We start from the raw sequence: 13,962 nt of genomic DNA, 5'->3' as shown, positions 1-13,962 counted from the left end.
GGTGCGGCGATATCAGGCGGGGGCGCAGCGCATGTCTCGACAGGCCGGAAAACGGATCGTCGATCTGGTGCGACGCACGGCGATCGGATCGGCGGTGCTGGCGAGCGTCGGCGCCTGCGCCCTGAACGGGGCCGTCGAATCGCCGAATGCCATCCCGCAGAGCGCCATGCCCACGCTCGCCCCCATGCTGGAGCGGGTTCTGCCGGGGGTGGTCAGCATCGCGGCGAGCGGCCAGTTCTCCGCCGAGGAAATGGCCCTGATCCGCGACCCGGAATTCCGCGCCATGCTCGGCCTGCCGAAGCGCATGCGGCCGGAGGAGGGCCGGTTCCTCGTCCAAGGGTCCGGAATCGTCATCGACGCGCCCACGGGCACCATCCTCACCACCCACCACCTCGTCGATGGCGCTGACGAGATCGCGGTCACGCTGAAGGACGCGCGGAGCCTCCCCGGCCGCATCGTCGGCACCGACGCGGCCGGCGACATCGCGGTGATCCAGGTCGAGGCGCGCGACCTCGTGGCGGTGCCTCTGGGAAATTCCGACGATCTGCGCGTGGGCGATTTCGTGGTGGCGATCGGGAACCCGTTCGGTCTCGCCCAAACCGCGACGCTGGGGATCGTCAGCGGGCTGGGCGCGCGCAATCCGACCGAGCCCGACGGTTCCTTCATCCAGACCGACGCCTCGATCAATCCCGGCAATTCGGGCGGCGCCCTGGTGACTCTCCGGGGCGAGCTGGTCGGGGTCAACGACAGTCTGATCGGATCGGCCGTCGGCAACAGCGGCATCGGCTTCGCCATCCCGATCAGCCGGGCGAACCGCAGCGTCGACCGTCTTCTCCGGCGAAACGTCACCCGGCCTTGATCCGGACAAAGCCGGCTGTCGGCGCTGCAATTCCTCGCTGCCGACCCGACAGGAGTGGCCGTGCCCGCCCGGATTCCCCCGCGCGGCCCGGTCCGTCAGGGATTGACGGTGCGGGCCGCCACATGTTCCTGCAGGAAATGACATAGGACGAGTTTCAGCAGCACGGCCCGTTCATGCTGGCCGTGCGCCTTCGCCTCGGCGATGTCGTCCTCGATCATGCGGCGGATTTCGCCCTGCCCCGCTTCGGTCGCGACGAGATAGCTGCCCAGTTCGGAGGCGACGATCTCCGGCAGATGCTCGTGCGTGGCGATCGCGTCGATCTCCTCCTTCGTCAGTCCGCTCATGCCGACACAGTCTTCGAAGGTGATGACCATGGCCCGTCTCCCCATTTTATCGGTTTTGAAGTTCGTCAATGGCGGTTTGCACTCCATTGCCGGCCTCCCCGAACGGCATCCGTACAACCGTATCGGGAGTATGGCGCCATTCAGCCATGGCTTTCCGATGCCGGCCTTAACCGACGTTAAGGCCGGGCTCTGCCTGTGCTGCTGGGATGGGTGAGACCGTTGCAAAGACGGTAGCCAAGACGGTTGCCAAGAAGGAGAAGAGCCATGCCGATGGCCCAGCTGAAAGCCGGACGATTTGTCGCCCCCGGCCCCTCCGCCCCCAGCCCGTCCGACGCCGCGGCCGTTCCGACGGAACTTCCGGCCCTCCAATCCGGAACGACAATGCCCGGAACGGCGATGCCCGGACCATCGATGCGCAGCCCGGCCTATGGATTTCCCTATCTGCCCTTCAGCGGCGAGATCATCGACCGGCTGGTGCATGCGTGGCAGGGGCGGTTCACCCTGTCGATCTCGCCATCGGCGGTAACGCTGGCCTTTGCCGACTGGGCGATGCATCTGGGCAATGCGCCGGGCAAGCAGGCCGTCCTGGCCGACAAGGCCGTGCGCAAGCTGGTGCGGCTGATGGTCTATGCCGGGGCTGCGGCGATCGACCGCGACACCCCGCCCTGCATCGAACCGCTGCCGGGCGACCGCCGCTTCGCCCATCCCGACTGGCGGCAGTTTCCCTACTCGCTCTATGCCCAGTCCTTCCTTCTGGCGCAGCAGTGGCTGCACAACGCGACCACCGGCGTTCCCGGCCTGTCGCAGGCCAACGCCCGCATCGTGCCGTTCGTCGCCCGTCAGCTTCTCGACGTCGCCGCGCCGTCCAACAACCCCTTCACCAATCCCGAAACCCTGCGCACGGTCGTCACAACCGGCGGAATGAACTTCGCCTTCGGCATGGCGAACTGGATGGAAGACGCCCTGCGCCTGATGACCGGACAGCAGGCGAAGGGCTTCGATGCGTTCCAGGTCGGCCGGGACGTGGCGGTGACGCCGGGCAGCGTCGTCTTCCGGAACGAACTGATCGAACTGATCCAGTACGCGCCATCGACCGCATCGGTCCATGCCGAACCGGTGCTGATCGTGCCGGCCTGGATCATGAAATACTATATCCTCGATCTGTCGCCCGAAAACTCTCTGATCCGGTATCTGGTCGGCCGCGGGTTCACGGTGTTCGCCATCTCCTGGCGCAATCCGGGGCCGGAGATGCGCGACTGCGGCCTCGACGAATACCGCCGGCTGGGGGTGATGGCGGCGCTCGACGCCATCGGCGCGATCTGCGGCACCGAAGACGGCCCGCCGCCGCCCGTGCATGCCTGCGGCTATTGCCTGGGCGGCACGCTGCTGACGATCGCGGCGGCGGCGATGGCCCGCGACGGGGACCGGCGGCTGAAGTCGATCACCCTGCTGGCGGCCCAGACCGACTTCACCGAGGCCGGCGAACTGATGCTCTTCATCAATGAAAGCCAGGTCGCCTATCTGGAGGACATCATGTGGGAGTCGGGATATCTCGACACCACGCAGATGTCCGGCGCCTTCCAGATGCTGCGCTCGAACGACCTGATCTGGTCGCAAATGGTCCAGCAATATCTGCGCGGCCGGCGGCCCGAGGTGACCGACCTGATGGCCTGGAATGCCGATGGAACGCGGCTGCCCTACCGGATGCATTCGGAATACATGCACCAGCTGCTGCTGGGCAACGACCTGTCGGAAGGGCGCTACAAGGTGGAGGGCCGCCCGGTCGCCCTGTCCGACATCCGGGCGCCGATCTTCGCCGTCGGGACGCGGCGCGACCATGTGGCACCCTGGCGGTCGGTCTACAAGATCAACCTGCAGAGCGACACGACCATCACCTTCCTGCTGACCGACGGCGGCCACAATGCCGGCATCGTCGCCGGCCCCGACCGTTCCGACCGCCAGTACCGCATGAGCGAGCGCGGACCCGACGACCGCTATGTCGACCCCGACCTGTGGCTGGAATCGACCCCTGCCGCCACCGGATCGTGGTGGCGCCCCTGGGCCGACTGGCTGGACCGGCAATCGGACGCGGAGCCGGTGGCGGCGCGCGCGATCGGGTCGGCGAAGCGTGGCCTCGGGCCGCTCTGCCCGGCGCCGGGACAGTATGTCCTGGAACGGTGAGGCGGGTTCACCCGGCCGGCAGCCGCTTCTCCAGCTCCATCAGCACGAACAGCCCGGCGCCGACGGCGATCATCGCCACCCAGGCGGTGACGCCGACGGCGGCGGTGCCGAACAGGGCCTGCAGGGGCGGCGCATAGGTGAAGGCCAGCTGCAGCACGGTCATCAGGGCGATGGACAGCCAGACCGGCCGGCTGCCGGCCAGCCCGGACAGCAGCCCCAGCCGGCCCCCCGCATCGCCACGCAGCCCGCGGGCGCTGAGCAGGAAGAAGATCTCCCCCACCACCAGGGCGTTGACGGCGATCGTCCGCGCCATCTCCACCCCGTCGCCCTGCATCCGGTGGTAATGGAAGAAGCCAAAGCTGGCGGCCACCAGCAGCATCAGCACCACCACCATCCGCCACACCAGCCGGCCGACCAGGATCGGTTCGTCGCGCGGGCGCGGCGGACGGGCCATGACGCCGGACTCCGGCGCCTCGAAGGCCAGCGCCAGACCCAGCGTCACGGCGGTCACCATGTTGACCCACAGGATCTGCACCGGTGTGATCGGCAGGATGCTGCCCGACAGCACCGCCAGCAGGATCACCACCGCCTGCGCGCCGTTGGTCGGCAGCATGAACAGGATCGTCTTGCGCAGATTGTCGTAGACGGTCCGCCCCTCCTCCACCGCATGGACGATGGAGGCGAAATTGTCGTCGGCCAGCACCATCGCCGCCACCTCCTTCGCCGCCTCGGTGCCGTTGCGGCCCATGGCGACGCCGATGTCGGCCCGCTTCAGCGCCGGGGCGTCGTTGACGCCGTCGCCGGTCATGGCGACGGTGTCGCCCGCCGCCTGGAGCGCCGCGATCAGCCGCAGCTTGTGTTCCGGCGTGGTGCGGGCGAAGACGCTGTTGGCCTCCGCCGCGGCGGCGAATCCGGCCTCGTCCAGCCGGTCCAGTTCCGGGCCGCTGATGACGCCATCGGGAAGGCCGAACCGCCGGCCGATGGCGGCGGCGGTGGCGGCATGGTCGCCGGTGATCATCTTCACCGTGATCCCGGCCTGCCGGCAGTCGGCGACCGCCACCAGCGCCTCCTCCCGCGGCGGATCGATCAGGCCGCACAGGCCAAGCAGCTCCAGCCCCTCCTCCCGCAAATCCTCGGCGTTCAGTTCGGACAGGTCGATGGAGGTGCGGCGCATCGCCAGCGCCAGCACCCGCTGCCCCTGCCCGGCCAGTTCGGCGGTCAGGGCGATCCAGCGCCGCCGGTCGAGCGGTGCGGTGCCCTCCCTGTGCCTCTCGCGTTCGCAAAGCGCCAGCACCCGTTCCGGCGCGCCCTTCACCACCAGGATGCCATGGCCGGCATGGTCGTGATGCAGGGTCGCCATGTACTGCCGTTCGGATTCGAAGGGCAGAGCGTCGCGACGCGGGGTGCGCCGGGCTTCACTCGCCGGGTCCAGCCCAACCTTCATCGCCAGCGCCAGCAGCGCGCCGTCGGTCGGGTCGCCGGCCAGCTGCCACTCGCCGCCCGGATCGCGGTGCAGGGCAGCGTCATTGCACAGCAGCGCCGCGCGCGCCAGATCGAGCAGCAGCGGCTCCCCGGACGGGTCGGCCACCCGGCCGTCGCGGCCGATCTCCCCCTCCGGGGCATAGCCGCTGCCGCCGACCCGATAGGTCGCGTCGGCGGTGACGACGTCGGTCACCAGCAGCTCGTTGCGCGTCAGGGTGCCGGTCTTGTCGGTGCAGATGGTGCGGACGGAGCCCAGCATCTCCACCGCCGGCAGATGGCGGATGATGGCGTTGCGGCGGGCCATGCGGGTCACGCCCACCGCCATGGTGATGGTCATCACCGCCGGCAGCCCTTCCGGAATCGCGGCGACCGCCAGCCCGACCGCGGTCAGGATCATGTCCTGCCATGGTTCATCCCAGACCAGCCGCCCGCAGGCGACGGTGACCGCCGCCAGCAGAAGGATGCCGCCGGTCAGCCAGCGCCCGAACCGCGCCATCGACACCAGCAGCGGCGTCGCCACCGACGACACGGAGGCCAGCAGATGGCCGATGCGTCCGACCTCCGTCGCGTCGCCGGTCGCCACCACGGTGCCGGTTCCCTGGCCCTGGACCACCATCGTGCCGGCATAGGCCATGCCGCTGCGGTCGCCCAGCGCCGCATCGGCGGCGACGGCGGCGGCGGACTTGACAGTGGGAACCGACTCCCCGGTCAGCGCCGCTTCCTGCACCAGCAGGCCCTTGGTGCGGTCGAGCCGCAGGTCGGCCGGCACGCGGTCGCCGGAAACCAGGAACACGCGGTCGCCCGGCACCAGCGCCTCGGCCGCCAGGGTCACGGCATGGCCGTCGCGCAGCACCACCGCCTGGGGCGACAGCAGGTTGCGGATCGCCTCCAGCGCCTGCTCGGCCTTGTCCTCCTGGATGTAGCCGATCAGCGCGTTGACCAGCACGACGCCGAAGATCACGCCGGCATCCGTCCAATGGCGCAGCAGCAGCGCCACCGTGCCCGAAGCCAGCAGCACATAGATCAGCAGATTGTGGAACTGCGCCAGGAAGCGGAGCCAGGCCGGACGCCGCTTCGGCGGGGTCAGGCGATTGGGGCCGAAACGCCTCAGCCGCGCCGCCGCCTCCATGCTGCTGAGCCCGTCAGCCGGACTGTCGAGCTGCCCGGCGACGGCGGACGCGTCCAGCGCGTGCCACGGGACGTCGGCCGCCGAAGGGGGGCTTCGGCCCGCGTCTGCCAGATGTGCCATGACCCGTCTCCCCTGGATGATCCTGGCGTCGGAGCGTCACGCGGCGAACGCCGTCCCCAATCCGGATGACCATTTACAGAATGGGGCTTCAAGCGGAGCAATATAAGGGGCTGGTCGTCCCCCCGGATGCCGATGTCTCAAAGCAGGCCCAGCACGCCCGCGTTCCGGTACAGCATGTAGGCGGCCACGGCGAACAGCACCCCGGCGAAGACCCGGGTCAGCGTTCCCTTGCGGGCGGACAGCCTCACCGCGGCCTTCATGCCGAGGAACCCGCCGGCCACGCCGCCGGCGATGAACAGACCGGCGACCGTCCAATCCACCAGACCGGACATCGCGTAATTGACCGCCGTCGCCAGACCGAAGGCACCCACCGAGAACAGCGACGACCCGATGGCGTTGATGACCGCCATGCCGCTGCCGAGCAGCAGACCGGGCACGATCAGAAAGCCGCCGCCGATGCCGAAAAAGCCGGAAATCGCACCGGTGAGAAATCCGATGCCGATCAGGCGCGCCGCGATCGTCTTGTTGATGCGCACCTCCGGATCGCCGTCGCCGCCCCGGCCGCGCAGCATGGACACCCCGACCACCACCATCACCAGGGCGAACAGGAACAGCAGACCCCCGCCGTCGACCGCCTTGCCGGCCGTCGAGCCCGCCAGCGCACCGATGACGCCGGCGGCGGCGAAGGTTGCCGCGCACGGCCACTTCACCGTTCCGGCCCGGGCATGCTGCGCCAGATTGAGAAAGGCATTCGCGGCAACCGCCAGCGCACCGGTGCCGATGGCGACATGGGGATTGGGCACGCCCACCACATAAAGCAGCAGCGGCACGGCGAGGACCGAGCCCCCTCCCCCGATCAGGCCCAGCGTGAAGCCGACCAGGGAGCCGGACAGAACCGTGAGAATCTCTGACATTACAAGCATTCCGGTAGGATTTGCGGACCCGCAACCATGGCACCGCCGGCGCGAGGGGCGGTCGGAGGGGCGGTCGGAGGACCTGCCGGCGCGCCCGACAGGGTTTCCAGACCATTAATTTAGGTGTAACTAATATACAGGGCCGGGATGCCGCTGCAAGTGGTTCACGATGCCGTAGCCCGCCCGCAATCCTTCGGGCTATGCTGGCGATTATGTGGAAGCCGCTGATAGTTTCATGTGTCGTGCTGATGTCCGCGGCCACCGCCAGGGCGGAGCCGGAGGCGGAAACCGTACGCGTCGGCGTGCTCGCCTACCGCGGGTCGGAGCGGGCGGCCCGCGACTGGGAACCGACGCTGGCCTATCTGGAGCGCGCGATTCCCGACCGCCGCTTCGTCATGCTGCCGCTCGACCTCGCCGGCATGGTGCTGGCCGTCGCCGACCGTCAGGTCGATTTCGTCATCACCAATCCCGGCAGCTATGTCACGCTGGAAGCGCGCTTCGCGGTGACGCGCATCGCGACGCTGGAGTCCGGGACACCGGATGTTCCCATCGCCGCGGTGGGGTCGACCATCATCCGCCGCGCCGACCGGGCCGGGATCGGCAAGCTGGCCGACCTGAAGGGCAAGCGGCTGGCGGTGGTGTCGACCGACGCCTTCGGGGGCTTCCAGATCGCATGGCGCGAGATGGAGGAGGCCGGCGTCCGCCCCTTCACCGATCTGGCGGATCTGACGACGGTCGGCTTTCCGATGGAAGGGGTGGTGGATGCGGTGCGCCGCGGCAGTGCCGATGCCGGCGTGCTGCGCGCCTGCCTGCTGGAGGAGATGACGGCGCAGGGCCGCATCGCCCCGGACGAATTCGTGGTGGTCGGCGAAAAGCCGCCCGGCGAGCTGCCCTGCCGGGTGTCGTCGCGGCTGTATCCCGACTGGCCCTTCGCCCGGCTGGCGCACACGCCGCGCGATCTGGCCCGGCGCGTCGCCGCGGCGCTGCTGACCATGCCTGAAACCCAGGGGCCGACCTGGACCGCCTCGCTCGACTACACGTCGGTGCATGAGCTGTTCCGCACCCTGCACATCGGACCCTATCCGAAGACGCCGCCGACGCTGGAGGAGGTTCTCAGCGAGAACTGGCACTGGCTGGTGATCGCCGCCGCGGCGGTGCTGTGGTGGGTGGTCCATTCCGCCCGTGTCGAGGTTCTCGTCCGCCGCCGCACCGCCGAACTGGAACGCGAGATCGCCGAGCGGGAGCGCGCGGAAGCGACCGCTCTGCGCCTGCGCGAGGAGCGCGACCAGCTCTCCCGCCTCGGCATCGTCGGAGAGATGGCGAGCAACATCGCCCATGAGCTGAACCAGCCGCTGGCGGCCATCGGCAATTTCGCCGGCGGCATGACCCGCATCCTCGACGCACCAACGCCCGACCTCGGGATGCTGCGCGCCGGGGCGCGATCGGTCGCCGAGCAGGCGGAGCGGGCTGCGGCGATCATCCAGCGCACCCGCGGCTTCGTCAGCCGCCGCGACGCCCAGCGCTCCGCCCTGTCGGTCAACGCCGTGGTGGAGGAAACCCTGTCGCTGTTCGGCGCGCCCCCGGACCCGGCACTGTCCATCGTCACCGAGCCGGCCGACGGGCTTCCCGAGGTCAGGGCCGACAAGGTGGAGCTTCAACAGGTGTTGCTGAACCTGCTGCAGAATGCGGTGGAGGCGACGCGGAGCGGCAATAATGGTGGCGCCGGCGAGATCGTGCTGCGGACCGCGCTGTCCGGCGGCATGGTGTTGATCGAAGTGCGAGATTCCGGTCCGGGTGCGCCGGAGGACGCGCGGCGGCGGATGTTCGAGCCATTCTTCACCACCAAGCCCGGCGGGCTGGGGCTCGGCCTGTCGATCTGCCGCACCATCGTCGAACGGCATGGCGGCCGCATCTGGGCGGTGCCCGGCGTGCCGCGCGGGCTGGCCGTCCGCTTCACCCTGCCGCCGGCCGCCGGCGAAACCGCATCATCATCGTCCGTCCAGGAGACAAACACATGACCGACGCCCCCCTGGTTCTGGTGGTGGACGATGACGAGGCGATGCGCAGTTCGGTCCAGTATCTGCTGGCCTCGGTCGGCATCGCCTGCGAGTGCTTCGCGTCGGCCGAGGCCTTCCTCGCCTCGCCGCACCTGCGCCCGCCGCTGCGGCCGGGCTGCGTCCTGCTGGACGTCCGCATGCCGGGCATGAGCGGGATCGAGCTGCTGCGCCACCTCAAGGAACAGGGGTGCAAGCGTCCGGTCATCATGGTCACCGGCCATGGCGACGTGCCGCTGGCCGTCGCCGCGCTGAAGGGCGGGGCCGAGGACTTCATCGAAAAGCCCTGGAAGGACCAGGCGCTGCTCGACACCGTCAACGCCGCCATCCGAAAATGCCGCGAGGTGCTGGTGCGCAGCGCCGGGCGCGAGGCGGTCGAAGCGCGGATGGCCCAGCTGAGCCGCCGCGAGCGCGAGGTGCTGGCCCTGGTACTCGACGGCCGCCAGAACAAGGAGATCGCGACGGCGCTGTCGATCTCGGTCAAGACGGTCGAGGGCCATCGCCAGATGGTGATGGAGAAGATGGGCGCCCGCTCCGTCGCCGAACTCGCACGATTGGCGCTGACCCCCGGCGACCGGGTTTAATCAGGCAACAATCAAGCGAATCAAGGCTCCGGCCGCGCCTCCGCTCTGAAAGCAAGGGTTTACCCTTGGTCGCCACCGGAATCGACCCGATGGCGGCAACTGTTCGCTGCACGTACCATCTGCGTGACAAAGATACCGGCAGCGAACCGGAAGGAAATGGGACGGAAATGAGCAAGTTGCGGCCAACGGGAGAGGCGACTCCCCGAACCGATCCGCTCGTCCCCGGCGCGGATGCACTGTCCGGCCGGTTGCGGCGGGCGCCCGAGAACTTCCTGACCCCCGAGGAGATCGGGCAGGTCGGCAAGGGAAGGCGCGATTTCCTGCGCGCCAGCTTTCTGGCGGCGGCCGGCGCCACCGCCGCGGCGACGCTGGGCGGCCGTGGTGCCCTCGCCGCCGATACGGCCGGCGATCCCGACATCCTGAAACCCACCCCCTGGGGCAGCAGCCTGGGCCAGCCGGTGGCGGCCAACCCCTACGGCCTGCCGTCGAAGCACGAGCGCGGACTGGTGCGCCGGCAAAGCCCCGGCCTGACCCAGGTCGCCGCTGCCAGCGTGTCCTTCGCGCCGCTGCAGGGGCTGTTCGGCATCATCACGCCCTCCGGCCTGCATTTCGAGCGGCACCACCAGGGCTGGCAGGACATCGACCCGACACGGCACCGGCTGATGATCAACGGCTCCCGGCCGGAATTCGTGAAGACGCCCCGGGTCTACACGATGGACGACATCATGCGGCTGCCGCCGGTGTCGCGCATGCACTTCATCGAATGCGGCGCCAACACCGGCATGGAGTGGGGCAACGTGGCGGTCCCCACCGTGCAGTACACCCACGGCATGCTGTCCTGCAGCGAGTTCACCGGCGTCCCGCTGCGCACGCTGCTGGAGTACTGCGGCGCCGACCTGAAGGCCGCCAAATTCATCCTGGCGGAGGGCGGCGACGGGTCGTCGATGACCCGCACCATCCCGATCGAGCTGGTGATGTCCGGCGAGGTGATGGTCGCCTACGGCCAGAACGGCGAGATGCTGCGGCCGGAGAACGGCTATCCGCTGCGGCTCGTCGTGCCGGGGGTGCAGGGCGTCTCGTGGGTGAAGTGGCTGCGCCGGATCGAGGTCGGCGACCGTCCCTATGCCGCCAAGGACGAGGCGGTGCACTACATCGACCTGATGCCCGACGGCCAGCACCGGCAATACACCTCCATCCAGGAATGCAAGTCGGTCATCACCAGCCCGTCGGGCGGCCAGCAGTTGCTGGACAAGGGATTTTTCACCATCAGCGGGCTCGCATGGTCGGGCCGGGGCGCCATCAAGCGGGTGGATGTGTCGGTCGACGGCGGCATCAACTGGACCGAGACGACCTTGCAGACGCCGGTCCTGTCCAAATGCCTGACCCGCTTCACCCTGCCCTGGAACTGGGACGGCCGGCCGGCGCTGCTGCAGTCGCGCGCCATGGACGAGACCGGCTTCGTCCAGCCCGCCTACGGCCAGCTGCGCGCGGTGCGCGGCACGCGGTCGATCTACCACAACAACGCGATCCAGACCTGGCAGGTCGCCGAAAGCGGGGACGTGAACAATGTCCAGATCCTGTAAAGCGGCCCTCCTGGCGTCCGCGTTCGGCGCGATGCTCGCATGGACGGCGCCGGTGCTGGCGGACGGTCCCTCCACCGTCGGCCGTCCGGCCACCCCGGCCGAGGTCAAGGCCTGGGACATCGACGTCGGCCCCGACTTCAGCGGCCTGCCCAAGGGCTCCGGCACCGTGTCGCGCGGCATGGAGATCTGGGAGGAGAAATGCGCCAGCTGCCACGGCACCTTCGGTGAGAGCAACAGCGTCTTCAACCCGCTGGTCGGCGGCACCACCGCCGAAGACATCAAGACCGGCCATGTCGCGGCGCTGAAACGCACCGATTTCCCGGCGCGGACGACCTTCATGAAGGTCGCCAGCGTGTCCACCCTCTACGACTACATCCGCCGCGCCATGCCGTGGAACGCGCCGAAGTCGCTGAGCGACGACGACGTCTATGCCGTGCTGGCTTATCTGCTGAACCTCGCGGAGATCGTCCCGGACGACTTCACCCTGACCGACGCGACGATCCGCGACGTGCAGCAGAGGATGCCGAACCGCAACGGCATGACCACCGCCCACGCCCTCTGGCCCGGCCCCGACATTCCCGGTATGGCGGCCAAGCCCGACACCGCCAACGCCGTCTGCATGACCAATTGCAAGCCGAAGGCCGAGCTGGCCTCGCAGCTGCCCGAACATGCCCGCGGCGCTCACGGCAACATCGCCGAGCAGAACCGCGTCATCGGGCCGGTCCGCGGCCAGCGCACCGGTCCCGACACGGCGGCGGCGGAGGCCCCCTCCCCCGCCCTGGCGCTGGCGGAGAAGTCCGGCTGCCTGTCCTGCCACGCGGTCGATACCCGGATCGTCGGCCCGAGCTACAGCGAGATCGCCGCCCGCTATCGCGGCAAGAACAACGCCGACGCCCTGGTGTCCAAGGTCAAGGCCGGCGGCGAGGGGTCCTGGGGCGCCGTGCCGATGCCGCCGCAGGACGACCTCAGCATCGACGACGCCAAGACCCTGGTCGCCTGGATCCTGTCCGGCGCGCCGCAGAAGTAACGAGACCGAGGAGGAGCATCTCTCATGACACAGGCAGCGATGGAACGGCGTCAGGTACTGACCTTCCTGGGGGCGCTGGCGGCGGCCGGATTCGTGGTGCCGCGGGTGGCGCTTGCCAACTGGGACAAGACCGCCTTCGACGCCAAGACGATGGACGACGCGCTGAAGGCGCTCGGCGCCGGCGCACCGGCCGACAGCGGCGACGTGCAGATCATCGCCTCCGACATCGCGGAGAACGGGGCGGTGGTTCCGGTTCAGGCGGTCAGCAAGCTGCCCAAGACCGAACGGATCGCCATCCTGGTGGAAAAGAACCCCAACATGCTGGCCGCCGCCTTCGACCTGGGGCCGGACACCATTCCCGAGGTCACCGCCCGCATCAAGATGGGCCAGACCTCCAACGTCATGGTGCTGGTCAAGGCGGACGGCAAATTCTACGCGGCCTCCAAGGAAATCAAGGTGACGCTCGGCGGCTGCGGCGGCTGAACGGATAAGACGGGAGAGAAGACCATGGGCAATCCGATGAAGATCCGCGCCTCCGCCAAGGACGGCGTCACCGAGATCAAGGTGCTGATGAGCCACGAGATGGAGACCGGCCAGCGCAAGGACGCCAGCGGCACGGTCATCCCCGCCTGGTTCATCAACGAGGTCACCGCCAAGCTCGACGGCAAGACGGTGATGCAGGCGCAATGGGGACCGTCGATTTCCAAGAACCCCTACCTCGCCTTCAAGGTCAAGGGCGGCAAGGCGGGCGACAAGGTCTCCGTCACCTGGGTCGACAGCAAGGGCGACACCCGCACCGACGAGGCCACCGTCACCTGAGGCTGCACGTCCGCGTCGACAAAAATAAGGATGGGAGGGGGGAGAGATGGACCGCGTAAGCGTTGGGATTGCGGCGTTCCTTGCGGTGTCGGCGGCGGTCGCCACGGCGGCCTACGCCCAGCAGAAGGATGCGGCGCAGGAGGGCATCGAGGCCTACCGCGAGGCCCTGCAGGACGGCAACCCCGCCGAACTGTTCGAGCTGAGCGGCGAGGAGCTGTGGAAGACGCCGGCCGGCCCGAAGAAGGCCTCGCTGGAGAAATGCGACCTCGGCCTCGGCCCCGGCGTGGTCAAGGGCGCCTATGCCCAGCTTCCGCGCTACTTCGCCGACACCGACCGCGTCCAGGACCTGGAATCGCGCCTGCTGACCTGCATGGAAACGCTGCAGGGCAAGGACCCGAAACCCTATGTCGAGGCCTCCTTCACCGCCCCCCCGAAGGAGGAGATGATCGCGCTCGCCGCCTACATCTCCGGCCAGTCCAAGGACGATCCCATCACCGTAAAGCCCAAGCATCCCAAGGAACAGGCGATGTACGACCTGGGCAAGCGGATGTTCTACTATCAGGGCGGCCCCTACGACTTCGCCTGCGCCACCTGCCACGGCCAGGAGGGCACGCGCATCCGGCTGCAGGATCTGCCCTACATTCCGGGGCAGAAGGGTGCGGCTGCCGGCTGGGGAAGCTGGCCGGCCTACCGCGTCAGCTCCGGCCAGATGTGGTCGATGCAGTGGCGATTGAACGACTGCTTCCGCCAGCAGCGTTTCCCCGAACCGGTCTACACCTCCGACGCGACCATCGCGCTGTCGATGTTCATGGCCGCCAACGCCAGCGGGGAAACCATGAAGACACCCGGAATCAAGCGCTGAGGGA

Annotated in this window: 12 protein-coding genes; 9 read left to right on the top strand and 3 right to left on the bottom strand. The window is 68.8% G+C overall.

The annotated features are described in order from the left end of the window. The first annotated feature begins 31 nt into the window (after positions 1 to 31). Positions 32 to 859, top strand: coding sequence for a trypsin-like peptidase domain-containing protein (locus ACCD06_RS30760; RefSeq protein WP_158282062.1), 828 nt, complete (start codon positions 32 to 34; stop codon positions 857 to 859). Between the two features lie 95 nt (positions 860 to 954). On the opposite strand, the gene ACCD06_RS30755 is transcribed toward ACCD06_RS30760, so the two are convergent. Next, positions 955 to 1,233: a hypothetical protein gene (locus ACCD06_RS30755; RefSeq protein ID WP_109156600.1), complete on the bottom strand. Its 279-nt coding sequence runs from the start codon at positions 1,231 to 1,233 to the stop codon at positions 955 to 957. Between the two features lie 234 nt (positions 1,234 to 1,467). On the opposite strand from ACCD06_RS30755, the gene ACCD06_RS30750 reads away from it, so the two are divergent. Next, positions 1,468 to 3,384 (top strand): PHA/PHB synthase family protein, encoded by a 1,917-nt coding sequence (locus tag ACCD06_RS30750; protein ID WP_413345936.1) that lies wholly within the window; start codon positions 1,468 to 1,470, stop codon positions 3,382 to 3,384. Between the two features lie 7 nt (positions 3,385 to 3,391). Here ACCD06_RS30750 and ACCD06_RS30745 read toward each other — a convergent pair whose 3' ends face one another. After that, a complete protein-coding gene (locus ACCD06_RS30745) occupies positions 3,392 to 6,115 on the bottom strand; it encodes an HAD-IC family P-type ATPase (RefSeq protein WP_413345934.1) in 2,724 nt (907 codons plus the stop codon). Positions 6,116 to 6,252: 137 nt separating this feature from the next. Then, positions 6,253 to 7,029, bottom strand: coding sequence for a sulfite exporter TauE/SafE family protein (locus tag ACCD06_RS30740; protein ID WP_109156603.1), 777 nt, complete (start codon positions 7,027 to 7,029; stop codon positions 6,253 to 6,255). Positions 7,030 to 7,277: 248 nt separating this feature from the next. Here ACCD06_RS30740 and ACCD06_RS30735 point away from each other — a divergent pair, with 248 nt between their 5' ends. The 7 genes from ACCD06_RS30735 (at position 7,278) to soxA (ending at position 13,958) form a co-directional block, all read left to right on the top strand. Then, on the top strand, positions 7,278 to 9,047 hold the full coding sequence (locus ACCD06_RS30735; RefSeq protein WP_413345932.1) for a PhnD/SsuA/transferrin family substrate-binding protein: 1,770 nt from the start codon (positions 7,278 to 7,280) through the stop codon (positions 9,045 to 9,047). Then, positions 9,044 to 9,667, top strand: coding sequence for a response regulator transcription factor (locus ACCD06_RS30730; protein WP_413345930.1), 624 nt, complete (start codon positions 9,044 to 9,046; stop codon positions 9,665 to 9,667). The genes ACCD06_RS30735 and ACCD06_RS30730 overlap by 4 nt, the downstream gene beginning before the upstream one ends. A 167-nt stretch (positions 9,668 to 9,834) precedes the next feature. Next, entirely contained in the window at positions 9,835 to 11,250 is a 1,416-nt protein-coding gene (gene soxC / locus ACCD06_RS30725) for a sulfite dehydrogenase (RefSeq protein ID WP_413345928.1), read from the top strand. Between the two features lie 31 nt (positions 11,251 to 11,281). Further along, on the top strand, positions 11,282 to 12,277 hold the full coding sequence (locus ACCD06_RS30720) for a c-type cytochrome (RefSeq protein WP_413345926.1): 996 nt from the start codon (positions 11,282 to 11,284) through the stop codon (positions 12,275 to 12,277). Between the two features lie 24 nt (positions 12,278 to 12,301). Beyond that, positions 12,302 to 12,760, top strand: a complete 459-nt coding sequence (gene soxY, locus ACCD06_RS30715; RefSeq protein ID WP_413345924.1) for a thiosulfate oxidation carrier protein SoxY — start codon at positions 12,302 to 12,304, stop codon at positions 12,758 to 12,760. Between the two features lie 24 nt (positions 12,761 to 12,784). Further along, positions 12,785 to 13,096: a thiosulfate oxidation carrier complex protein SoxZ gene (gene soxZ / locus ACCD06_RS30710; RefSeq protein ID WP_085083217.1), complete on the top strand. Its 312-nt coding sequence runs from the start codon at positions 12,785 to 12,787 to the stop codon at positions 13,094 to 13,096. 46 nt (positions 13,097 to 13,142) lie between these two features. After that, complete coding sequence (gene soxA, locus ACCD06_RS30705; protein WP_252140996.1) at positions 13,143 to 13,958, top strand: sulfur oxidation c-type cytochrome SoxA; 816 nt, start codon at positions 13,143 to 13,145, stop codon at positions 13,956 to 13,958. Positions 13,959 to 13,962 lie beyond the last annotated feature (4 nt).

The sequence above is a fragment of the Azospirillum sp. CT11-132 genome, assembly GCF_047302835.1.
Taxonomy (GTDB): domain Bacteria; phylum Pseudomonadota; class Alphaproteobacteria; order Azospirillales; family Azospirillaceae; genus Azospirillum.
The sequence above is the reverse complement of the archived record's forward strand: the minus strand, read 5'-3'. Positions and strand labels throughout refer to the sequence as shown.

What these genes read in the sequence shown, in the direction of transcription:
- ACCD06_RS30730 (WP_413345930.1), top strand. Translation starts at nt 9,044, where the DNA reads ATGACCGACGCCCCCCTGGTTCTGGTGGTGGACGATGACGAGGCGATG.
- soxZ (WP_085083217.1), top strand. Translation starts at nt 12,785, where the DNA reads ATGGGCAATCCGATGAAGATCCGCGCCTCCGCCAAGGACGGCGTCACC.
- ACCD06_RS30760 (WP_158282062.1), top strand. Translation starts at nt 32, where the DNA reads ATGTCTCGACAGGCCGGAAAACGGATCGTCGATCTGGTGCGACGCACG.
- soxA (WP_252140996.1), top strand. Translation starts at nt 13,143, where the DNA reads ATGGACCGCGTAAGCGTTGGGATTGCGGCGTTCCTTGCGGTGTCGGCG.
- ACCD06_RS30745 (WP_413345934.1), bottom strand. Translation starts at nt 6,115, where the DNA reads ATGGCACATCTGGCAGACGCGGGCCGAAGCCCCCCTTCGGCGGCCGAC.
- soxY (WP_413345924.1), top strand. Translation starts at nt 12,302, where the DNA reads ATGACACAGGCAGCGATGGAACGGCGTCAGGTACTGACCTTCCTGGGG.
- ACCD06_RS30735 (WP_413345932.1), top strand. Translation starts at nt 7,278, where the DNA reads ATGTCCGCGGCCACCGCCAGGGCGGAGCCGGAGGCGGAAACCGTACGC.
- ACCD06_RS30740 (WP_109156603.1), bottom strand. Translation starts at nt 7,029, where the DNA reads ATGTCAGAGATTCTCACGGTTCTGTCCGGCTCCCTGGTCGGCTTCACG.
- soxC (WP_413345928.1), top strand. Translation starts at nt 9,835, where the DNA reads ATGAGCAAGTTGCGGCCAACGGGAGAGGCGACTCCCCGAACCGATCCG.
- ACCD06_RS30750 (WP_413345936.1), top strand. Translation starts at nt 1,468, where the DNA reads ATGCCGATGGCCCAGCTGAAAGCCGGACGATTTGTCGCCCCCGGCCCC.
- ACCD06_RS30720 (WP_413345926.1), top strand. Translation starts at nt 11,282, where the DNA reads ATGCTCGCATGGACGGCGCCGGTGCTGGCGGACGGTCCCTCCACCGTC.
- ACCD06_RS30755 (WP_109156600.1), bottom strand. Translation starts at nt 1,233, where the DNA reads ATGGTCATCACCTTCGAAGACTGTGTCGGCATGAGCGGACTGACGAAG.